The sequence below is a fragment of the Pseudomonas sp. V88_4 genome, from assembly GCF_029967985.1.
GTDB classification, from domain to species: domain Bacteria; phylum Pseudomonadota; class Gammaproteobacteria; order Pseudomonadales; family Pseudomonadaceae; genus Aquipseudomonas; species Aquipseudomonas glycinae.
The window spans coordinates 315,006-332,216 of record NZ_JASCAF010000034.1; the positions used below are offsets into that span (position 1 = coordinate 315,006).

Here is a 17,211-nt window from a genome sequence, read left to right on the forward strand (position 1 = left end):
CTCTCTTAGTTAAATACCCATTCATTAAAAGTGGTGAAACATCATGCGAATCCTTGTCGTCGAGGACGAGCTTAAAGCTGCCGAATACTTGCATCAGGGCCTGACCGAAAGTGGTTATATCGTTGATCACGCGATCAATGGCGCGGATGGTTTGCACCTGGCGCAACAACAGGTTTATGACCTGATCATCCTTGATGTAAACCTGCCGGAACTCGACGGCTGGAGCGTGCTGGAACAACTGCGTCGCACTCACTCCACCCGGGTGATGATGCTCACCGCACGCGGGCGGCTGGCGGACAAGATCCGGGGTCTGGATCTGGGCGCCGATGATTATCTGGTCAAGCCGTTCGAGTTCCCGGAATTGCTGGCGCGCGTGCGCACGTTGATGCGGCGCAGTGAAAATATCCCGGTGCCACAGGTGCTCAAGGTCGCCGATCTGGAACTCGATCCGGGCCGTCACCGGGCGTTTCGTGGCAACCAGCGCATCGACCTGACCACCAAGGAGTTCGCCCTGCTGCACTTGCTGATGCGCCAGTCCGGCGAAGTGCTGACCCGTACCCAGATCATCTCGCTGGTGTGGGACATGAATTTCGACTGCGACACCAACGTGGTCGAGGTCTCGATCCGCCGCTTGCGGGCGAAGATCGACGACCCGTTCGACAGCAAACTGATCCACACCCTGCGCGGCGTCGGCTATGTGCTGGAGGCGCGGGAATGAAACCGGCGAGCCTGTCGCTGCGGCTGGGTCTGACGGTCAGCATTCTCGGCGCCCTGCTGGTGGTGTTTCTGGCGATCCTCGCCTATTTCGCCCTGACCCATGAGCTGAACGCGCTATCGCGCGACAGCCTGGAAAAGAAGCTGGAACAGGTCGAGCACAGCCTGACGCTGTACGCCGACACCGGTGAGATCAGCGCCAAACCGCACATTCTGCTCGATCAGGTCATGGGGCATGACAACCTGACCCTGAGTATTTATGACCTGAACAACCTGCGCACCCCGCTGCTCAAGTCCGGTTCGGGCCTGACCGATCCACGGGTTGAGTTAAAGGCGGTACGGGCGACGACCGATCAGTTGACCCACACCGACAGCGCCGATGCCGAAGGTGCGAAGTTTCTCACCGTCTCCAAGCTGATTCGCCTCAAGGACGGCAGCAGCGTACCGGTGCTGCTGTCGATGGATAACGCCCACGATCAGGCCTTGCTCAGTGCTTATTTGCGCTCGACGTTGATGGCTTTGCCGTTGCTGCTGGTGTTCATCGGCCTGACCGCTTGGGGCGCCGTGCAGCGAGGGTTGGCACCGTTGCGGGAATTTCGCAAAGTGGCGGCGCGAGTGACGACGCAGGATCTCGACCATCGCCTGTCGGTGCTGAACATGCCCCAGGAACTCAGCGAACTGGCGCAGGGCATCAACGTCATGCTCGATCGACTGGACAGCGGCGTGCAGCAGTTGTCGCAGTTCTCCGATGATCTGGCCCACGAGCTGCGCACGCCGATCAACAACCTGATGGGCAAGGCCCAGGTGACGCTGTCGCGGGAGCGCTCGGTCGAGGAATACACCAACGTTCTGGTGTCCTGCACCGAAGAGCTGGAGCGGGTAGCGCGGATTGTCTCGGACATGCTGTTCCTGGCCCAGGCCAGCCAGCCTGCGGCGCACGCCTCGTTCGAACCGATTGCGCTGGAGGAAGAGGCGTCCAGGGTGGCGGATCTGTTTTCCCTGACGGCACAGGACAAACAGATCGATCTGAAGATCATCGGCAGCGCGCAGGTGTCGGGGGACCGGCTGATGATTCAGCGAGCGATTTCCAATCTGCTGTCCAATGCCCTGCGCCACTGCCCGTGCGGCAAGACCGTTTCGCTGTTCATCGAACAGGCGCCGAACGAGGTGGCGCTGCGGGTGAGCAATCCCGGCACAGGCATCGAAGCGCAGCACCTGCCGTATCTGTTCGACCGTTTTTACCGGGTCGACAGCAGCCGCACCCGGTCACAGGGCAGTACCGGTCTGGGACTGGCCATCGTGCACTCGATCATGACCCTGCATCAGGGGTCCGCGCAGGTTCAAAGCCGACCGGGAGCGATGACGATATTCAGTCTGGTGTTTCCCGTGACGCACCCGGAACGGCACTGAACCTTCAAGCCGATTTGTGCGGTGTTTTCTCAAACCTCATGGGAAAAATCGCCGCACAAGTGCTGCATCCATCCCCGTAAATCCTTCAGCACGAATTTGCGTCGCCCCTGCGCTGAAATCTCTGACAGCGGCAAAAGACGGAACGCCTCAAGCCGCTGATTCCTTTCGCGTGGCTCGCCGGTTTTAACGCAGTGCTGCCCCTCAGAAATACGTCCTCGCGGCGTCAATTCACGCTTTATCAGTACGTATTTCGATACCGCTGAAAGCCACGACTGGAAACGTCTGGACATTTTTGACCCCGCCGCCACCGCCCTTTTAGATTCGGCTCGTGCTTGCCACAGCACTCCCAAACGACAACCAAGGAGCAACATCATGGGCTACATGGGCAGCTGGAACGCCAACCAGATCGATGAACTTGAAGAGCAGGAAGCGCCCTCGGCAGAGCAGATCGAAGCCCTGCAACTGACCGAAGAAGAACGGGCGGAACTCAACGCCGAGTGACAGACCCCGCGGGGGCCTTGCGCCCTCGCGGGCTTTGCGGGAAGGGAATCATGGACAAGACAACGTTGGTCGAGCGAGAGCTCACGGCCGATCAGGCAGAACGGCGTATTCATACCGAACTTTCACGCCAGCGCCTCACGCCACACACCCGCACCTTCGGCAGCAAAGTCGTTGCCGTCCAGGCGAGTCTTCAGGGCAGCGACAACCGCCATGCCCGCGGCTTTGGCAAGGGCTATGCAGATCAGGCGCACTTGGGCGCGCTTTATGAAGCGCTCGAGCACTATTGGACGGATAAGCTCTGCACCTGCGATGTTCACGAAGAGACGGAACGCTATTTCAAAGACACGCCGATGTTTGCCGATGACTCGCTTCTGCAAAGGCTCACCTGCCAGCAGAACGTGCGCATCAGTTGCCGGACCTATGTCTGTCCGCCGTGGCAAGAGCGGTTTTCCTATCCGGTGGCGCTGACTTCGCCGAACGGTTCACGTTTGCCCCCGTCACCGGGCATGGCGGACTACCGCGCCGTGCGGCGCTACGCCAGCAACAGCGGCACCGCGATTGGCGCCACTTACAACGAAGCGCTGCTGCACGCCGCCAACGAGTGTATCGAACGCGATGCCGTGTCGTTGTTTCTGCTCAACCATTTTTACTATCAGAACCATCCGCCACTGCGACGGGTGGCGCGTCTCACGGAAAAGGACGAACTCGGTCGTCTATGGACCGATGCCGAACAGGAAATCGACGGCGAAATCGTGCTGGTGGATATCAGTACAGAGTTCAAGGTGCGGACCTTTCTGGCCTTCACCACGAAGCCGGGCTCTAACCCACAGGTATTCGGCAGCGGCAGCTCTCTCGACCCGCGCCATGCTGCGTGGCGGGCGCTCACTGAACTGGTGCAGTTGCAACTGAGTGCCGCCGAACCTGAATACCGCCAGACACTGGCCAATGCGCTGCGCAACCTGCAACCCTTCCCGCGCCTGCTGCGCTGTGCGCAGTTCGATCCGCAGACGCTGCTGCATCGCTGCGTTCAACACGAAGTCAATCTGCCGGATTCCGCTAAAGACCTGTCGGTGGACAATCAACTGCACTTGCTGACCCAAGACCTGCGGATTCATGGCCGTACGCTGGGTGCAGCGCTCCTGCAGCGAACCGAGCTCGGCACCACCCTGCTCAACGTGGTGATCCCCGGACTGGAACGCTTCTTCGTGGTCTCCAGTGGTAACGTCGTCGTCCCGCAAGCCCGGGGCCGTACGCTGGAGAGGCCCGCCCCATGAACCGACCCGATCGCAATCGGGAGCGGACACTGGCCCGATCCATGCGCCTTTACCTCAACGAGAACGGCGCTGTTGGTCACTACCTCGAACCGCGAGGCAGCGGACTGCATCACGTTTTTTTCCTGCGGGTGAACGATGAGCTCTGGGTTGGACGCAAGCTTCTGCAACGTGACCGGCATTTCCGCTGGCAGGCCGGCAGCGCGCTCAAACCCGGTATGTTGTTTGGCCCGCATCTGCATTCATTGTGGGGTGATGACGGGTTGTCGATCGGCTATCGGACCGCTTCCCCCACAGAGAAAGCGCAGTTCTTCGAGCACGCCTTGCATCAGGCTGACAGCGAGATCCTGTTTCCCTTTCCACTGCTGGATGAGACAGGGAGGGAAGCGGTCTGCCCGGCAGACTTCTGGCAATGCAACGCATCACTGGCCGAACAGCTGAACACTGACGAGCAGCACTTGCGCGAATACTGCGCCGCGCTGCTCCAGGCCATCACCGAAAAAGGCGCACTGATTTACGACCCGGCCTGTTCGACCGGCGCGTTCATCGCCCACCTCGCCCGCGCCCTGCCCGACTGTCTGTGCCTGGGCAGTGATCGTTCGGCCTCGATGATCGAATACGCCAGGCGCTGGCACAGCGGAACATCCGTCGAGTTCGACCTGCTGGAGGCGAGTGAAGCCTTCGATACCGGGATTCGCTGCGATGTCTTGATCCTGCGTTTCCTCAACGCCGAAGTCTTGACCCGCCGTGAGGCCCAAACCGCATTTGAGTCACTGATCCGCTGCATCAAGCCCGGCGGCACGATCCTCGTCTTCGGTCACACCCCGGTGCTGATTCCGGTCACCTGGCTTGCCTCCATACACCACCTGAAACTTGAATCCAGCGTCGCGGCGCGGCCGGGGCAGGTCGAGCTGTTCCAGTTCTATCGTCTGACGGTTTCGGCGCCATGAGTTTTTCCCTGCACAGCCGAGGTTATTACCCGACCGGCGACGGCCATCAACTCTATTGGGAACGCCATGGTGTTCCGGGACTCGAACCGGTGTTTTTCCTCCATGGCGGCCCCGGCGGACGTTTCAGCCGCCACCATTTGCAGTTCTTCGACCAGGGCCGGTTCGACATCATCCTGTTCGATCAACGGGGTTGCGGGCGCTCGACGCCTTACGGCGAACTGCGGGACAACACTACCGGGCTGTGTGTCGAAGACATCGATGCCCTGCGCCAGCATTTCGGCTTCGAAAAAATCAGCGTGCTGGGCGTGTCATGGGGTAGTTGGCTGGCGATCCAGTACCAACAGCGTTACCCGCAGCACCTACTGAAAAGCACATTGGTTTCGGTGTTCGTGCCGTTTGCCGGCAATGTCCGGGCCTACGATCAGGCGCTCAATGACGGGTTGGCGCAATCAGCTCAAATGTCGCCCGGCCAACGCGCCAGGGACATCTACCGGATCCTCGGCGAAGGCTGTCCATCGCAGCAGCACCGCGCCGCCATCGAATGGTTGAACGCTGTTCTACGTCGCACAGGACAGACCATTTGCCCCGACACCCTGGAGCGTTTCGTCGATCATGAAGCGGTGCTCGCGATCCGCCTCGAACTGCATTACCACCTGCAAAACTATTTCTTCACACCAAAGGACGAATACCTGACCCTCGACGACAACACCCTGCTGATCCAGGGCATCCGCGACACCCATGGCATGGCCAGCGTGCGCTGGCTCAGGCAACGCATGAACATCCACTGCCGGCTGCTGCACGCCGGGCACAACGCCTTTGAAAACGCCCTCCTCAAAGCGGTACGCCGGGCGGTGAAACGTGAAATCGAAGGCTAAAAAAAACGGCACCCGAAGGTGCCGTTCCGTCCCGCAAAAAACCTTATTTGCGTGCCGCCTCCCACGACTTGAGCAGTTCGTTGTAGCTCACGGTTTCGCCTTTCGGCTTCTCGTTAGCCAGTTTCGGTTTTGGTGCGCCTGGCTGGTCGAACCAGTATTGCGCGTCGCGCTCGGGGTTCATTTTCGGAGCGCACACGGCCTGCGCCTTGGAGCGCTCCAGGCGAGTCATGATCGCGTCCTGATCCTTGGCCAGACCGTCGAGGGCCTGTTGCGGGGTCTTCTCGCCGCTGGCGGCCTCGGCGATGTGGCTCCACCACAGCTGTGCCAGGCGTGGATAATCCGGCACGTTGGTGCCGGTCGGGGTCCACTGCACACGGGCCGGGCTGCGGTAGAACTCGACCAGACCACCGAGTTTCGGCGCCAGATCGGTCATGGCTTGCGAGTTGATGTCCGATTCACGAATCGGCGTCAGGCCGACGATGGTTTTCTTCAACGAAACGGTTTTCGAGGTCACGAACTGCGCGTACAGCCAGGCCGCGAGTTTCTGTTTCTCAGGCGTGGATTTCATGAAGGTCCACGAGCCCACGTCCTGATAACCGAGTTTCATCCCCTCTTCCCAGTACGGTCCGCGCGGCGACGGCGCCATGCGCCATTTCGGCGTGCCGTCGGCGTTGACCACCGGCAGGCCCGGTTTGGTCATGTCGGCGGTGAATGCGGTGTACCAGAAGATCTGCTGGGCGATGTTGCCCTGGGACGGCACCGGGCCGGACTCGGAGAAGGTCATGCCCGCCGCTTCCGGTGGCGCGTACTTCTTCAGCCAGTCGACATATTTGGTGGTGGCGAACACCGCCGCCGGACCGTTGGTGTCGCCGCCGCGGGTCACGCTGGAGCCGACCGGGTGGCAATCCTCGACGCGAATCCCCCACTCGTCCACCGGCAAACCGTTGGGAATGCCCTTGTCGCCGCCACCGGCCATGGAGAACCAGGCATCGGTGAAGCGCCAGCCCAGGGACGGGTCTTTCTTGCCGTAGTCCATGTGCCCGTAGATGCGTTTGCCGTCGATCTCCTTGACGTCTTCGCTGAAGAACTTGGCGATGTCTTCATAGGCCGACCAGTTCACCGGTACGCCCAGTTCATAGCCGTACTTTTCCTTGAACTTGGCTTTCAGGTCGGCGCGTTCGAACCAGTCGGCGCGGAACCAGTACAGGTTGGCGAACTGCTGGTCGGGCAATTGATAGATCTTGCCGTCCGGCGCGGTGGTGAAGGAGATGCCGATGAAATCCTTGATGTCGAGGGTCGGCGAGGTGAAGTTCTTGCCTTCGTTGGCCATCAGGTCGGTGATCGATTCGGTCTTGCCGTAGCGAAAGTGCGTACCGATCAGGTCCGAGTCGTTGACCCAACCGTCGTAGATGTTCTTGTCCGACTGCATCACCGTCTGCATTTTTTCCACGACGTCGCCTTCCTGCAGCAGGTCGTGGGTCAGCTTGATGCCGGTGATTTCGCTGAAGGCCTTGGCCAGCACCTTGGATTCATATTCGTGGGTGGTCAGGGTTTCCGAAACCACCTTGATGTCCATCCCGCGAAACGGCTCGGCCGCCTTGATGAACCACTTCAGTTCTTCGAGCTGCTGATCTGCCGTCAGGGTCGACGGTTTGAACTCGCTGCCGATCCATTTTTTTGCGGCATCTTCGTAGGCGTCGGCCCAGGCGGACGCGCTCAAACCGCTGAGTGCCAGCATGGCTGCCAATGAAATGCTATGTCGCAGCTTATTTTTCTTATCGAACATAGAGACCTCCTGTTAGGTTTTCGGAGCACGATTGCCGAGCGATTCGACTAGCCCCAACGCATCACAGCCAACAGCCACACCAGGGACAACGCGGACGCTACCCAGATGCTCCAGTCGGTCACGCCGATTACCAGCAGATGCAGGTAGGCGCTGCCGAGAAGACCGATGAACAAGCGATCGCCACGGGTGGTGGCAATCGGCAGAAACCCTCGCCGCAAGATGCTCGGCGAGCGCAATTCCCAGGTGGTCATGCCCACCAGGATCAACCCGATCACGATGAAAAACGCCGCCGTCGGGACGGTCCAGCTCATCCATTCCATCATCAGTTCCTCAGACCCGGCCCAGGGCAAAGCCCTTGGCCACGTGGTTGCGAACGAACCAGATCACCAGCATGCCGGGGAGAATAGTCAACACCCCCGCCGCCGCCAGTACGCCCCAGTCAATCCCGGATGCCGACACCGTGCGCGTCATCACCGCCGCGATCGGTTTGGCGTTCACCGAAGTCAGGGTGCGTGCCAGCAGCAGTTCGACCCAGGAAAACATGAAGCAGAAAAACGCCGTCACGCCGATGCCGGAGCCGATCAGCGGAATGAAGATCTTCACGAAGAACTTGGGAAAGCTGTAGCCGTCGATGTAGGCGGTTTCGTCGATTTCCTTCGGCACCCCGGACATGAAACCTTCGAGGATCCACACCGCCAGCGGCACGTTGAACAGGCAGTGCGCCAGCGCCACGGCGATGTGGGTGTCGAACAGGCCGATCGACGAATACAGCTGGAAGAACGGCAGCAGGAACACCGCCGGCGGCGCCATGCGGTTGGTCAGCAGCCAGAAGAACAGGTGCTTGTCACCGAGAAAGCGGTAGCGCGAAAAGGCATACGCCGCCGGCAGCGCCACGCTCAGGGAAATCACCGTGTTCAAACTGACGTAGTACAGCGAGTTGATATAGCCGGTATACCAGCTCGGGTCGGTGAAGATCACCTTGTAGTTCGCCAGCGTGAAATCCTGTGGGAAAAGGGTCAGCCCGCCGAGGATTTCGGTGTTGCTCTTGAAAGACATGTTCAGCAGCCAGTAGATCGGCACCAGCAGGAACAGGATGTAGAGCAGCAGTGGGATCAGCTTTCTTTTGCTCATGGCCGGGCCTCAGCGGTTGGCATCGTTGTGGGTCATGGCGGTGTAGAACAGCCAGGACACCAGCAGGATGATCAGGAAGTACACCAGCGAGAATGCCGCCGCCGGCCCCAGGTCGAATTGGCCTACGGCCATCTGGGTCAGGGTCTGACTGAGGAAGGTCGTCGAGTTACCCGGCCCGCCACCGGTGAGCACGAATGGCTCGGTGTAGATCATGAAGCTGTCCATGAAGCGCAGCATCACCGCGATCAGCAGCACGCTTTTCAACTTGGGCAACTGGATGTGCCGGAACACGGCCCAGGCTGAGGCCCGGTCGATGCGCGCGGCCTGGTAATACACATCGGGAATCGCCCGCAGGCCGGAGAAACACAGCAGCGCCACCAGCGAAGTCCAGTGCCAGACGTCCATCACCAGCACCGTGACCCAGGCATCCATGGTGTTGGCCGCGTAGTTGTAGCTGATGCCCATGGCGTTGAGGCTCGACCCGAGCAGGCCGATGTCGGCGCGGCCGAAAATCTGCCAGATGGTGCCGACCACGTTCCATGGAATCAGCAGCGGGATCGCCAGCACGATCAGTACCACCGACGACCAGCGACCCTTGGTCGGCATGGTCAGCGCAATGGCGATGCCGAGGGGGATTTCGATCAGCAGCACACACGCCGAGTAGATGAACTGGCGCAGCAGCGAATCGTGCAGGCGCGGGTCAAGCAGCACTTGTTTGTACCAGTCGGCGCCGACGAAGTAGCGGCTGGACTGGTCGAAGATGTCCTGCACCGAATAGTTGACCACGGTCATCATCGGAATCACCGCACTGAAGGCCACCAGCAGGAATACCGGCAACACCAGCCACCAGGCCTTGTTGTTCTGCACCTTGTTCATGGCTGTACCTCGCTGTCGGTGGTATCCAGCAGAAATTCGTCGGCATAGACCATCAGCCATTGCGCCGGAAAACTGATGTAGGCCGTGCCCTGCGGCACCGGTTTGTCCTCGGCAAGACGCACTTTCAGCTGTGCGCCGTCCAGATCCAGGGTCATGATCTTGTAGGTGCCGAGGTCTTCGACGTGTACGACCCGCGCCTGCATCGCGTCATCGAACGGCTCGTCCCACACATGGATGAACTCGGGACGGATGCCGACCTTCAGATTTTTCCACTGGCCGTGTTCGATATGGCGCTGCAAGCCGTCGGACAGCGGCAGATGGGTCGAGTTGAAACCGACCCCGCCCGGTTGCGGCTGCACTTCGATCAGGTTCATCCCCGGGCTGCCGATGAAGTAGCCGACAAAGGTGTGGCTCGGACGCTCGAACAATTCCCGTGGCGTGCCGAACTGGACGATCTGGCCGCCGTACATCACCGCGATCTTGTCGGCGAAGGTCGAGGCCTCCAGCTGATCGTGGGTGACGTAGACCATGGTGATGTTGAACTGCTCGTGGATCTGCTTGAGCTTGCGCCGCAGTTTCCATTTCAGGTGCGGGTCGATCACCGTCAGCGGCTCGTCGAACAGAATCGCCGAGACGTCATCGCGCACCAGACCACGGCCCATGGAGACTTTCTGTTTTTCGTCGGCGGTGAGGTTGCGCGCCTTTTTGCTCAGCAGGTTTTGCAGGTCGAGCACTTCGGCGATTTCCTGCACCTTGCTGTGCACTTTCGCCTCGGCCAGGCCCTGATTTCGCAGGGGAAAGGCCAGGTTGTCGAACACGGTCATGGTGTCGTACACCACCGGGAACTGGAACACCTGGGCGATGTTGCGCTTCTCCGGGGTGAGGTCGTTGACCGCTTTGCCGTCGAACAACACATGCCCCTGAGATGGGCTGAGCAGGCCGGAAATGATGTTGAGCAAGGTCGACTTGCCGCAGCCCGAAGGGCCGAGCAAGGCATAAGCGCCGCCCTGCTCCCAGATGTGGTCCATCTCGCGGATCGCGTAATCCTCGGGCCCGCTCGGGGTTTTGCTGTAGCTGTGGGCGAGGTGCTGCAAACGGATTTCAGCCATCAGGCAACCCTCGCGACACGCCGGCCCGGTGCCTGCACCAGACGGCCCTGCGCATCGAACACAAACAGTTTATGGGTCGGGATATAGATACGGATCGGCGCATCGACGTCGTATTCATGAACGCCGGGCAAGTGCAGCACCAGCAGGAAATGCTCGTTGCGCACGTGGAGGAAGGTTTCCGAACCGCTGATCTCCGCCACCTCGACGGTCACCGCCAGTTCCAGGTCGTCGTCGTTGCTCGGCACCAGCGAGATGTGGCTCGGACGCACGCCGAAACGGAACTCGCCCTCGCCCACCGGCCGCAGATCGACGTTCAACGGGAAGTGCACGAAGTTGGCGAAGCTCACTTCGTTGCCGGCGATGCGCCCCGGCATCAGGTTGATCGGTGGCTCGGAGAACAATTCGGCGGCCAGCACCGTTTGCGGCTGGTGATAGACCTCGGTCGAAGGGCCGCTCTGGATCACTCGGCCTTCATGAAGAATGGTGGTGGTGCCGCCCAGCGCCAGCGCTTCATTGGGCTCGGTGGTGGCGTAGATGGCGATGGTGTGGCGCGCCTTGAACAGCTCGCGCATTTCCTGGCGCAGCTCTTCACGCAGTTTGTAGTCGAGGTTGACCAGCGGCTCGTCGAACAGGATCAACTCGGCATCCTTGACCAGCGCCCGCGCCATCGCGGTGCGCTGCTGCTGGCCACCGGACAGTTCCAGCGGATAGCGCTTCAGGAATTTCTCGATGCGCAGCATCTTCGCGGTTTCCTGCACCTTGCTCTGGATCTGCTCGTTGGAGATCCCAGCCTGACGCAGCGGCGAGGCGATGTTCTCAAACACCGTCATGGTCGGGTAATTGATGAATTGCTGATAGACCATCGACACGTTGCGCAAACGCACCGGGCGCTGGGTGACGTCGACGCCGTTCATCAGAATGCGACCGCTGTCGGGCTTGTCCAGACCGGCCATCAGGCGCATCAGACTGGTCTTGCCGGACAGCGTGCGCCCGAGCAGAACGTTGAAGGATCCAGGTTCGAATTTCAGGCTCGCATCGTCGATCCAGGTCTGGCCCTCGACGGTACGGCTGACGTGCTCCAGGGTGAGTGACATGGCTCGGCCTTTTTATTATTGGAGTCAAGCGACCTGTGCTGTAGAGCGACATTCGTGCCAGAAACGGCAAGTCTTTGATTTACCGTCGAATTCGCTGCAAGCCACGCAAACCGTGGTTCGTAGCTGAACACAAATGAACAGTTACGAATGAACAATTGAACAGTCGGGCGATTGACAATGAACAATCGTGAACAACACTCTATGGATGCTTTTTGCTCGTCGAACGAGCCATAACAAAAACAACAAAGCACCCTTCAGAGACTGCCAATCATGGCCGCACCTGCCCCGCCGCTTTCCCACGATGCGATCGTCCAGGACTCCTGGTCCCGTTGCCGCGCCTTCGGTCTCAATCATCAAAGCGCCCCGGCTTTCGATCAGTTGCCCGCTGCCGGCATCGCGCAGTTGCTCGACCGCCATCATTCGCTGGTGCAGACCACTCACCAGGAAGTGCTGCCGTATTACGAAAACATCCTGAGCAACTCCAACTGCCTGATCATGCTGGCCGACAATCAGGGCCAGGTGCTGACGTCCTGGGGTACACAGCGCTTTATCGAGCCGAATCTGGCGCGCGGTTTTCAGGCCGGCGCCAGTTGGGTCGAGCGCGCCAGCGGCACCAACGCCATCGGCACGGCGCTGGCCTGCGAGCAGGCGGTACACATCGAGCACGATGAACACTTTCTCAAGGCCAACCGATTCATGACCGGTTCCGCCGCGCCGATTTTCGATGCCGAACGCAAGGTCATCGCCGTACTCGATGTGTCCAGCGACAGTTATCTGCCGCCCTCGCACACCCTCGGCATGGTCAAGATGATGAGCCAGACCGTGGAAAACCGGCTGATCCTCAACCTGTTCCATGGCCAGCACTTTCAACTGACCTTCAACACCGGGTTGAACAACCTCGACAGCCAGTGGGCCGGGCTGCTGATCTTTGATGAGAGCGGTCAGGTGTTGTCGGCCAACCGTCGGGCCGACAATTTGCTGGGTCTGCGCTTGTCGCGGGTCAGCGTTGAGAGCCTGTTCAAGGTGTCGTTGCTGGAGTTGATCAATCAGCCGGATGGGTTGCCGTTTGCCTTGCAGACTTCCGGGCGCAATCGTTTCCAGTGTTTGTTGAAAAGACCTAAACAGGCGCCGGTTCAGGCGCGAGTGTTCACTGAAACCAGAGCCGCTGAACCGAAAGTCACCGTACCGACGGCCATCAGCCTGAGTACTCTGCACTTCGGCGACAGCCGCGTGGAAAAAGCCGTGCGCCAGGCCGAACGCCTGCTGGAAAAAGACATCCCGCTGCTGATTCACGGGGAAACCGGGGTCGGCAAGGAAGTCTTCGTCAAGGCCTTGCACCAGGCCAGCTCCCGCAGCAAACAGGCGTTCATCGCCGTCAACTGCGCGGCGATCCCCGCCGAACTGGTGGAGTCGGAGCTGTTCGGCTACGAGAAAGGCGCATTCACCGGCGCCAACCAGAAAGGCAGCATCGGCCTGATCCGCAAGGCCGACAAAGGCACGCTGTTCCTCGATGAAATCGGCGACATGCCACTGCCGACCCAGGCCCGCCTGTTGCGAGTGTTGCAGGAGCGCTGCGTGCAACCGGTGGGCAGCAGCGAGCTGTTTCCGGTGGATCTGCGGATCATCTCAGCCACCAACCGTTCGCTCCGGGAACAGGTGCAACTGGGGCGTTTTCGCGAAGACTTGTACTACCGCATTGGCGGCTTGACTCTGGAATTGCCACCGCTTCGCGAGCGCAGCGACAAGCAGGCGCTGTTCAAACGGTTGTGGGAACAACATCGCGAGCCGTCGCAGTGGGCGGGATTGAGTCGCGAGGTGCTGGAACTGTTTGAACGGCACCCGTGGCCGGGCAATCTGCGTCAGGTCAGCAGCGTGATGCAGGTAGCGCTGGCGATGGCCGAGGAACAACCGATTCGGCCCGAGCATTTGCCGGACGATTTTTTTGTCGATCTGGAGATGGAGCCAGTAGAGGTGGCCGAGCCATTGGGCATCGATCTGAACGATGCCGAGGCGTTGAATCGGGAGTTGCAACTGGCCGGGGGCAATATTTCCCATCTGGCGCGGCGGTTGGGGGTGAGCCGCAATACCCTATACAAGCGTTTGCGACAGATTGAAGGTTGAGTAAACCCCTTCCCCTCATCGGAACGCCGCCCGCCCAGCCCTCTCCCCCAGGAGAGGGAGCCGACCGAGGTGTCTGGCGTTCTACATCGACCTGAGAGATTGCGTCGATTATGGATTCGGAGAAAACCTTTCAGGTCGGCGTATTTCTTGAATATCCCCCATTCAGTCCCCTCTCCCTCTGGGAGAAGGTTAGGGTGAGGGGCTCTTCTCGCAGCCAAACAAAAACCCGCACAAGGCGGGTTTTGTTTGTAACAGGCGCAGCAATCAGTCAGCCAGACGCCAGGTCGTGCCGCCCTTGCCGTCTTCCAGCACCACGCCCATGGCGGTGAGCTGGTCGCGGATGCGGTCGGATTCGGCCCAGTCCTTGCCGGCACGTGCCGCCAGACGCGCAGCGATCAGCGCCTCGACTTCGGTAGCATCGACACGCCCTTCGGCGCCGGCCTGCAGGAAATCATCGGCTTCGAGCTGCAACACACCGAGCACGCTGGCCAGTTCTTTCAGACGCGCCGCCAGACCGGCCGCTGCATCGAGATCGCTCTCGCGCAGACGGTTGATCTCACGGACCATCTCGAACAGCACCGCGCAGGCTTCCGGCGTGCCGAAGTCGTCGTTCATCACCGTAGTGAAACGCTCGACGAAGGCTTCGCCGCCGGCCGGCGCCACATTCGGCAGGCCTTTCAACGCGTGGTAGAAACGCTCCAGTGCGCCCTTGGCGTCCTTGAGGTTGTCTTCCGAGTAGTTGATCGCGCTGCGGTAGTGGCTCGACACCAGCAGGTAACGCACGACTTCCGGGTGGTACTTGTCGAGCACGTCGCGAATGGTGAAGAAGTTGTTCAAGGACTTGGACATCTTCTCGCCATTGATACGGATCATGCCGCAATGCATCCACGCGTTGGCGTAGGTCTTGCCGGTGGCCGCTTCGCTCTGGGCGATTTCGTTTTCGTGGTGCGGGAACTCAAGGTCACTGCCGCCGCCATGAATGTCGAACGTCTCACCCAGGCAGCAGGTGGACATCACCGAGCACTCGATGTGCCAGCCCGGACGTCCGGCGCCCCACGGCGACTCCCAGCTCGGCTCGCCCGGCTTGACGCCTTTCCAGAGCACGAAGTCCAGCGGATCTTCCTTGGCTTCGTCGACCTCGATCCGCGCACCGATGCGCAGGTCTTCGATCTTCTTGCGCGACAGCTTGCCGTAGCCCATGAACTTGCCGACGCGGTAGTACACGTCGCCATTGCCCGGGGCGTAGGCGTAACCCTTGTCGATCAGGGTCTGGATCATCGCGTGCATGCCAGGGATGTGATCCGTGGCGCGCGGCTCCATGTCCGGCTTCTGGATGTTCAGGCGCGCTTCGTCTTCGTGCATCGCCGCGATCATGCGCTCGGTCAACGCTTCGAACGACTCGCCGTTCTCGTTGGCCCGGTTGATGATCTTGTCGTCGATGTCGGTGATGTTGCGCACGTACGTCAGGTCATAACCGCTGAACCGCAACCAGCGGGTCACCAGGTCGAACGCGACCATGCTGCGGCCATGGCCCAGGTGGCAGTAGTCGTATACGGTCATCCCGCAGACGTACATGCGCACCTTGTTGCCATCCAGCGGCTTGAAGACTTCTTTGCTCTTGGTGAGCGTGTTGTAGATCGTAAGCACGGTGTTTCCTTAAGACTTGATCACTGGCCCCACGAATCGCGCAGGGTCACGGTACGGTTGAATACCGGCTGACCTGGTTTCGAGTCCTTGATATCCGCGACGAAATAACCTTCGCGCTCGAACTGGAAACGGTCTTCCGGCTGTGCATTGCCCAGCGAAGGCTCGGCACGACAACCGGTCAGCACTTGCAGTGAGTCAGGGTTGATGTTGTCCAGGAAACTCGCGCTGTCTTCGGCCTTCTCCGGGTTCGGAGAACGGAACAGGCGATCGTACAGACGCACTTCGCACTCGACGCTGGCAGCGGCCGGGACCCAGTGGATCACGCCCTTGACCTTGCGGCCTTCAGGGTTCTTGCCCAAGGTGTCCGGATCGTACGAGCAACGCAGCTCGACGATGTTGCCGTCGGCGTCCTTGATCGCTTCGTCGGCGCGGATCACGTAGCTGCCGCGCAGACGCACTTCGCCGTTCGGCTCCAGGCGCTTGTAGCCTTTTGGCGGCTCTTCCATGAAGTCATCGCGGTCGATGTAGATTTCACGGGCGAACGGCAGCTGGCGCACGCCGAGTTCTTCTTTCTGCGGATGACGCGGCAGTTCGAGGTTCTCGACCTGATCTTCCGGGTAGTTGGTGATCACGACTTTCAACGGACGCAGCACGCACATGGCGCGCGGGGCGTTGGCGTCCAGGTCCTGACGGATGCTGAACTCGAGCATGCCGAAGTCGACCACGCCGTCGGAACGGTTGGTGCCGACCATCTCGCAGAAGTTGCGGATCGACGCCGGGGTGTAACCACGGCGGCGGAAGCCCGACAGCGTCGACATGCGCGGATCGTCCCAGCCGTTGACGTGTTTCTCGTCAACCAGTTGCTTGAGCTTGCGCTTGCTGGTGATGGTGTAGTTGAGGTTCAGGCGGCTGAACTCGTACTGACGCGGACGCGCCGGCACTGGCAGTGCGTCGAGGAACCACTCGTACAGTGGACGATGGCTTTCGAACTCCAGGGTGCAGATCGAGTGGGTGATGCCTTCGATGGCGTCCGACTGACCGTGGGTGAAGTCGTAGTTCGGGTAGATGCACCACTTGTCACCGGTCTGATGGTGATGGGCGTGGCGGATGCGGTACATGATCGGGTCGCGCAGGTTCATGTTCGGCGAAGCCATGTCGATCTTGGCGCGCAGCACGCGGGCACCGTCCGGGAATTCGCCGGCGCGCATGCGGGCGAACCAGTCCAGGTTCTCCTCCACGGAACGGTCGCGGAACGGGCTGTTCTTGCCCGGCTCGGTCAGGCTGCCGCGGTATTCCTTGGCTTGCTCGGGCGTCAGGTCGTCGACGTAGGCCTTGCCGGCCTTGATCAGTTCAACGGCCCAGTCGTGCAACTGGTCGAAGTATTGCGAGGCGTAGCGCACTTCGCCGGACCATTCGAAGCCCAGCCATTTGACGTCGCTTTCGATCGCGTCGATGTATTCCTGGTCTTCCTTGGCCGGGTTGGTGTCGTCGAAACGCAGGTGAGTGACGCCGCCGAACTCCTGGGCCAGGCCGAAGTTCACACAGATCGACTTGGCGTGGCCGATGTGCAGGTAGCCGTTGGGCTCAGGCGGGAAACGGGTGACGATCTGCGTGTGCTTGCCCGAGTCCAGGTCTGCCTGGATGATCGGCCGCAGGAAATTGACCGGCACGGCAGGGCCGGACTTGGCATTCGAGGTAGGGTCGACAGTGGGCTTGCTCATAGGAT

At 60.4% G+C, this 17,211-nt stretch carries 16 protein-coding genes; 7 read left to right on the top strand and 9 right to left on the bottom strand.

The window, feature by feature from the left end:
• Nucleotides 1-43: 43 nt before the first annotated feature.
• Together QLG12_RS13020 and QLG12_RS13025 are read left to right on the top strand one after the other, a co-directional pair.
• On the top strand, nt 44-718 hold the full coding sequence (locus tag QLG12_RS13020) for a heavy metal response regulator transcription factor (protein WP_197867441.1): 675 nt from the start codon (nt 44-46) through the stop codon (nt 716-718).
• Nucleotides 715-2,124 (top strand): heavy metal sensor histidine kinase, encoded by a 1,410-nt coding sequence (locus QLG12_RS13025; RefSeq protein ID WP_282474645.1) that lies wholly within the window; start codon nt 715-717, stop codon nt 2,122-2,124. The genes QLG12_RS13020 and QLG12_RS13025 overlap by 4 nt, the downstream gene beginning before the upstream one ends.
• A gap of 29 nt (nt 2,125-2,153) precedes the next feature.
• Here the strand turns inward: QLG12_RS13025 and QLG12_RS13030 are convergent, their stop codons facing one another.
• Nucleotides 2,154-2,414 carry a hypothetical protein gene (locus QLG12_RS13030; RefSeq protein WP_197867437.1) on the bottom strand — a complete coding sequence of 87 codons (261 nt, stop codon included), beginning with the start codon at nt 2,412-2,414 and terminating at the stop codon, nt 2,154-2,156.
• Between the two features lie 82 nt (nt 2,415-2,496).
• Between QLG12_RS13030 and QLG12_RS13035 the strand changes: the two genes are divergently transcribed.
• From QLG12_RS13035 to QLG12_RS13050, 4 genes are read left to right on the top strand one after another with little or no spacing between them, the layout of a single operon-like run.
• Nucleotides 2,497-2,625 carry a hypothetical protein gene (locus QLG12_RS13035; RefSeq protein WP_256576142.1) on the top strand — a complete coding sequence of 43 codons (129 nt, stop codon included), beginning with the start codon at nt 2,497-2,499 and terminating at the stop codon, nt 2,623-2,625.
• A 50-nt stretch (nt 2,626-2,675) separates the two neighbouring features.
• Nucleotides 2,676-3,899, top strand: a complete 1,224-nt coding sequence (locus tag QLG12_RS13040) for a YcaO-like family protein (protein WP_282474646.1) — start codon at nt 2,676-2,678, stop codon at nt 3,897-3,899.
• Nucleotides 3,896-4,846, top strand: coding sequence for a class I SAM-dependent methyltransferase (locus QLG12_RS13045; protein ID WP_282474647.1), 951 nt, complete (start codon nt 3,896-3,898; stop codon nt 4,844-4,846). Before QLG12_RS13040 ends, QLG12_RS13045 begins: the two co-directional genes overlap by 4 nt.
• Complete coding sequence (locus QLG12_RS13050; RefSeq protein ID WP_282474648.1) at nt 4,843-5,721, top strand: alpha/beta fold hydrolase; 879 nt, start codon at nt 4,843-4,845, stop codon at nt 5,719-5,721. The genes QLG12_RS13045 and QLG12_RS13050 overlap by 4 nt, the downstream gene beginning before the upstream one ends.
• 43 nt (nt 5,722-5,764) lie before the next feature.
• On the opposite strand, the gene QLG12_RS13055 is transcribed toward QLG12_RS13050, so the two are convergent.
• Genes QLG12_RS13055 through QLG12_RS13080 form a run of 6 tightly spaced genes read right to left on the bottom strand, consistent with a single transcriptional unit; the run spans nt 5,765 to nt 11,717 of the window.
• Nucleotides 5,765-7,507 carry an ABC transporter substrate-binding protein gene (locus QLG12_RS13055; protein ID WP_064380728.1) on the bottom strand — a complete coding sequence of 581 codons (1,743 nt, stop codon included), beginning with the start codon at nt 7,505-7,507 and terminating at the stop codon, nt 5,765-5,767.
• 47 nt (nt 7,508-7,554) lie between these two features.
• On the bottom strand, nt 7,555-7,827 hold the full coding sequence (locus tag QLG12_RS13060; RefSeq protein ID WP_039767461.1) for a DUF2160 domain-containing protein: 273 nt from the start codon (nt 7,825-7,827) through the stop codon (nt 7,555-7,557).
• Nucleotides 7,828-7,837: 10 nt separating this feature from the next.
• Nucleotides 7,838-8,638 (bottom strand): carbohydrate ABC transporter permease, encoded by an 801-nt coding sequence (locus tag QLG12_RS13065; RefSeq protein WP_064380730.1) that lies wholly within the window; start codon nt 8,636-8,638, stop codon nt 7,838-7,840.
• A 9-nt stretch (nt 8,639-8,647) separates the two neighbouring features.
• Nucleotides 8,648-9,514 carry a sugar ABC transporter permease gene (locus tag QLG12_RS13070; RefSeq protein ID WP_007951487.1) on the bottom strand — a complete coding sequence of 289 codons (867 nt, stop codon included), beginning with the start codon at nt 9,512-9,514 and terminating at the stop codon, nt 8,648-8,650.
• Nucleotides 9,511-10,623 (bottom strand): ABC transporter ATP-binding protein, encoded by a 1,113-nt coding sequence (locus QLG12_RS13075; protein ID WP_197867430.1) that lies wholly within the window; start codon nt 10,621-10,623, stop codon nt 9,511-9,513. Before QLG12_RS13075 ends, QLG12_RS13070 begins: the two co-directional genes overlap by 4 nt.
• Entirely contained in the window at nt 10,623-11,717 is a 1,095-nt protein-coding gene (locus QLG12_RS13080; protein ID WP_007951489.1) for an ABC transporter ATP-binding protein, read from the bottom strand. Before QLG12_RS13080 ends, QLG12_RS13075 begins: the two co-directional genes overlap by 1 nt.
• 270 nt (nt 11,718-11,987) lie before the next feature.
• Between QLG12_RS13080 and QLG12_RS13085 the strand changes: the two genes are divergently transcribed.
• The gene (locus QLG12_RS13085; RefSeq protein WP_197867428.1) at nt 11,988-13,838 is read left to right on the top strand and encodes a sigma-54-dependent Fis family transcriptional regulator; all 1,851 of its coding nucleotides are present in this window, start codon (nt 11,988-11,990) and stop codon (nt 13,836-13,838) included.
• A 264-nt stretch (nt 13,839-14,102) separates the two neighbouring features.
• Here QLG12_RS13085 and cysS read toward each other — a convergent pair whose 3' ends face one another.
• Both cysS and QLG12_RS13095 read right to left on the bottom strand, forming a co-directional pair.
• The gene (cysS, locus tag QLG12_RS13090) at nt 14,103-15,485 is read right to left on the bottom strand and encodes a cysteine--tRNA ligase (protein ID WP_282474649.1); all 1,383 of its coding nucleotides are present in this window, start codon (nt 15,483-15,485) and stop codon (nt 14,103-14,105) included.
• 20 nt (nt 15,486-15,505) lie between these two features.
• Complete coding sequence (locus QLG12_RS13095; protein WP_197867427.1) at nt 15,506-17,206, bottom strand: glutamine--tRNA ligase/YqeY domain fusion protein; 1,701 nt, start codon at nt 17,204-17,206, stop codon at nt 15,506-15,508.
• Between the last annotated feature and the right edge of the window lie 5 nt (nt 17,207-17,211).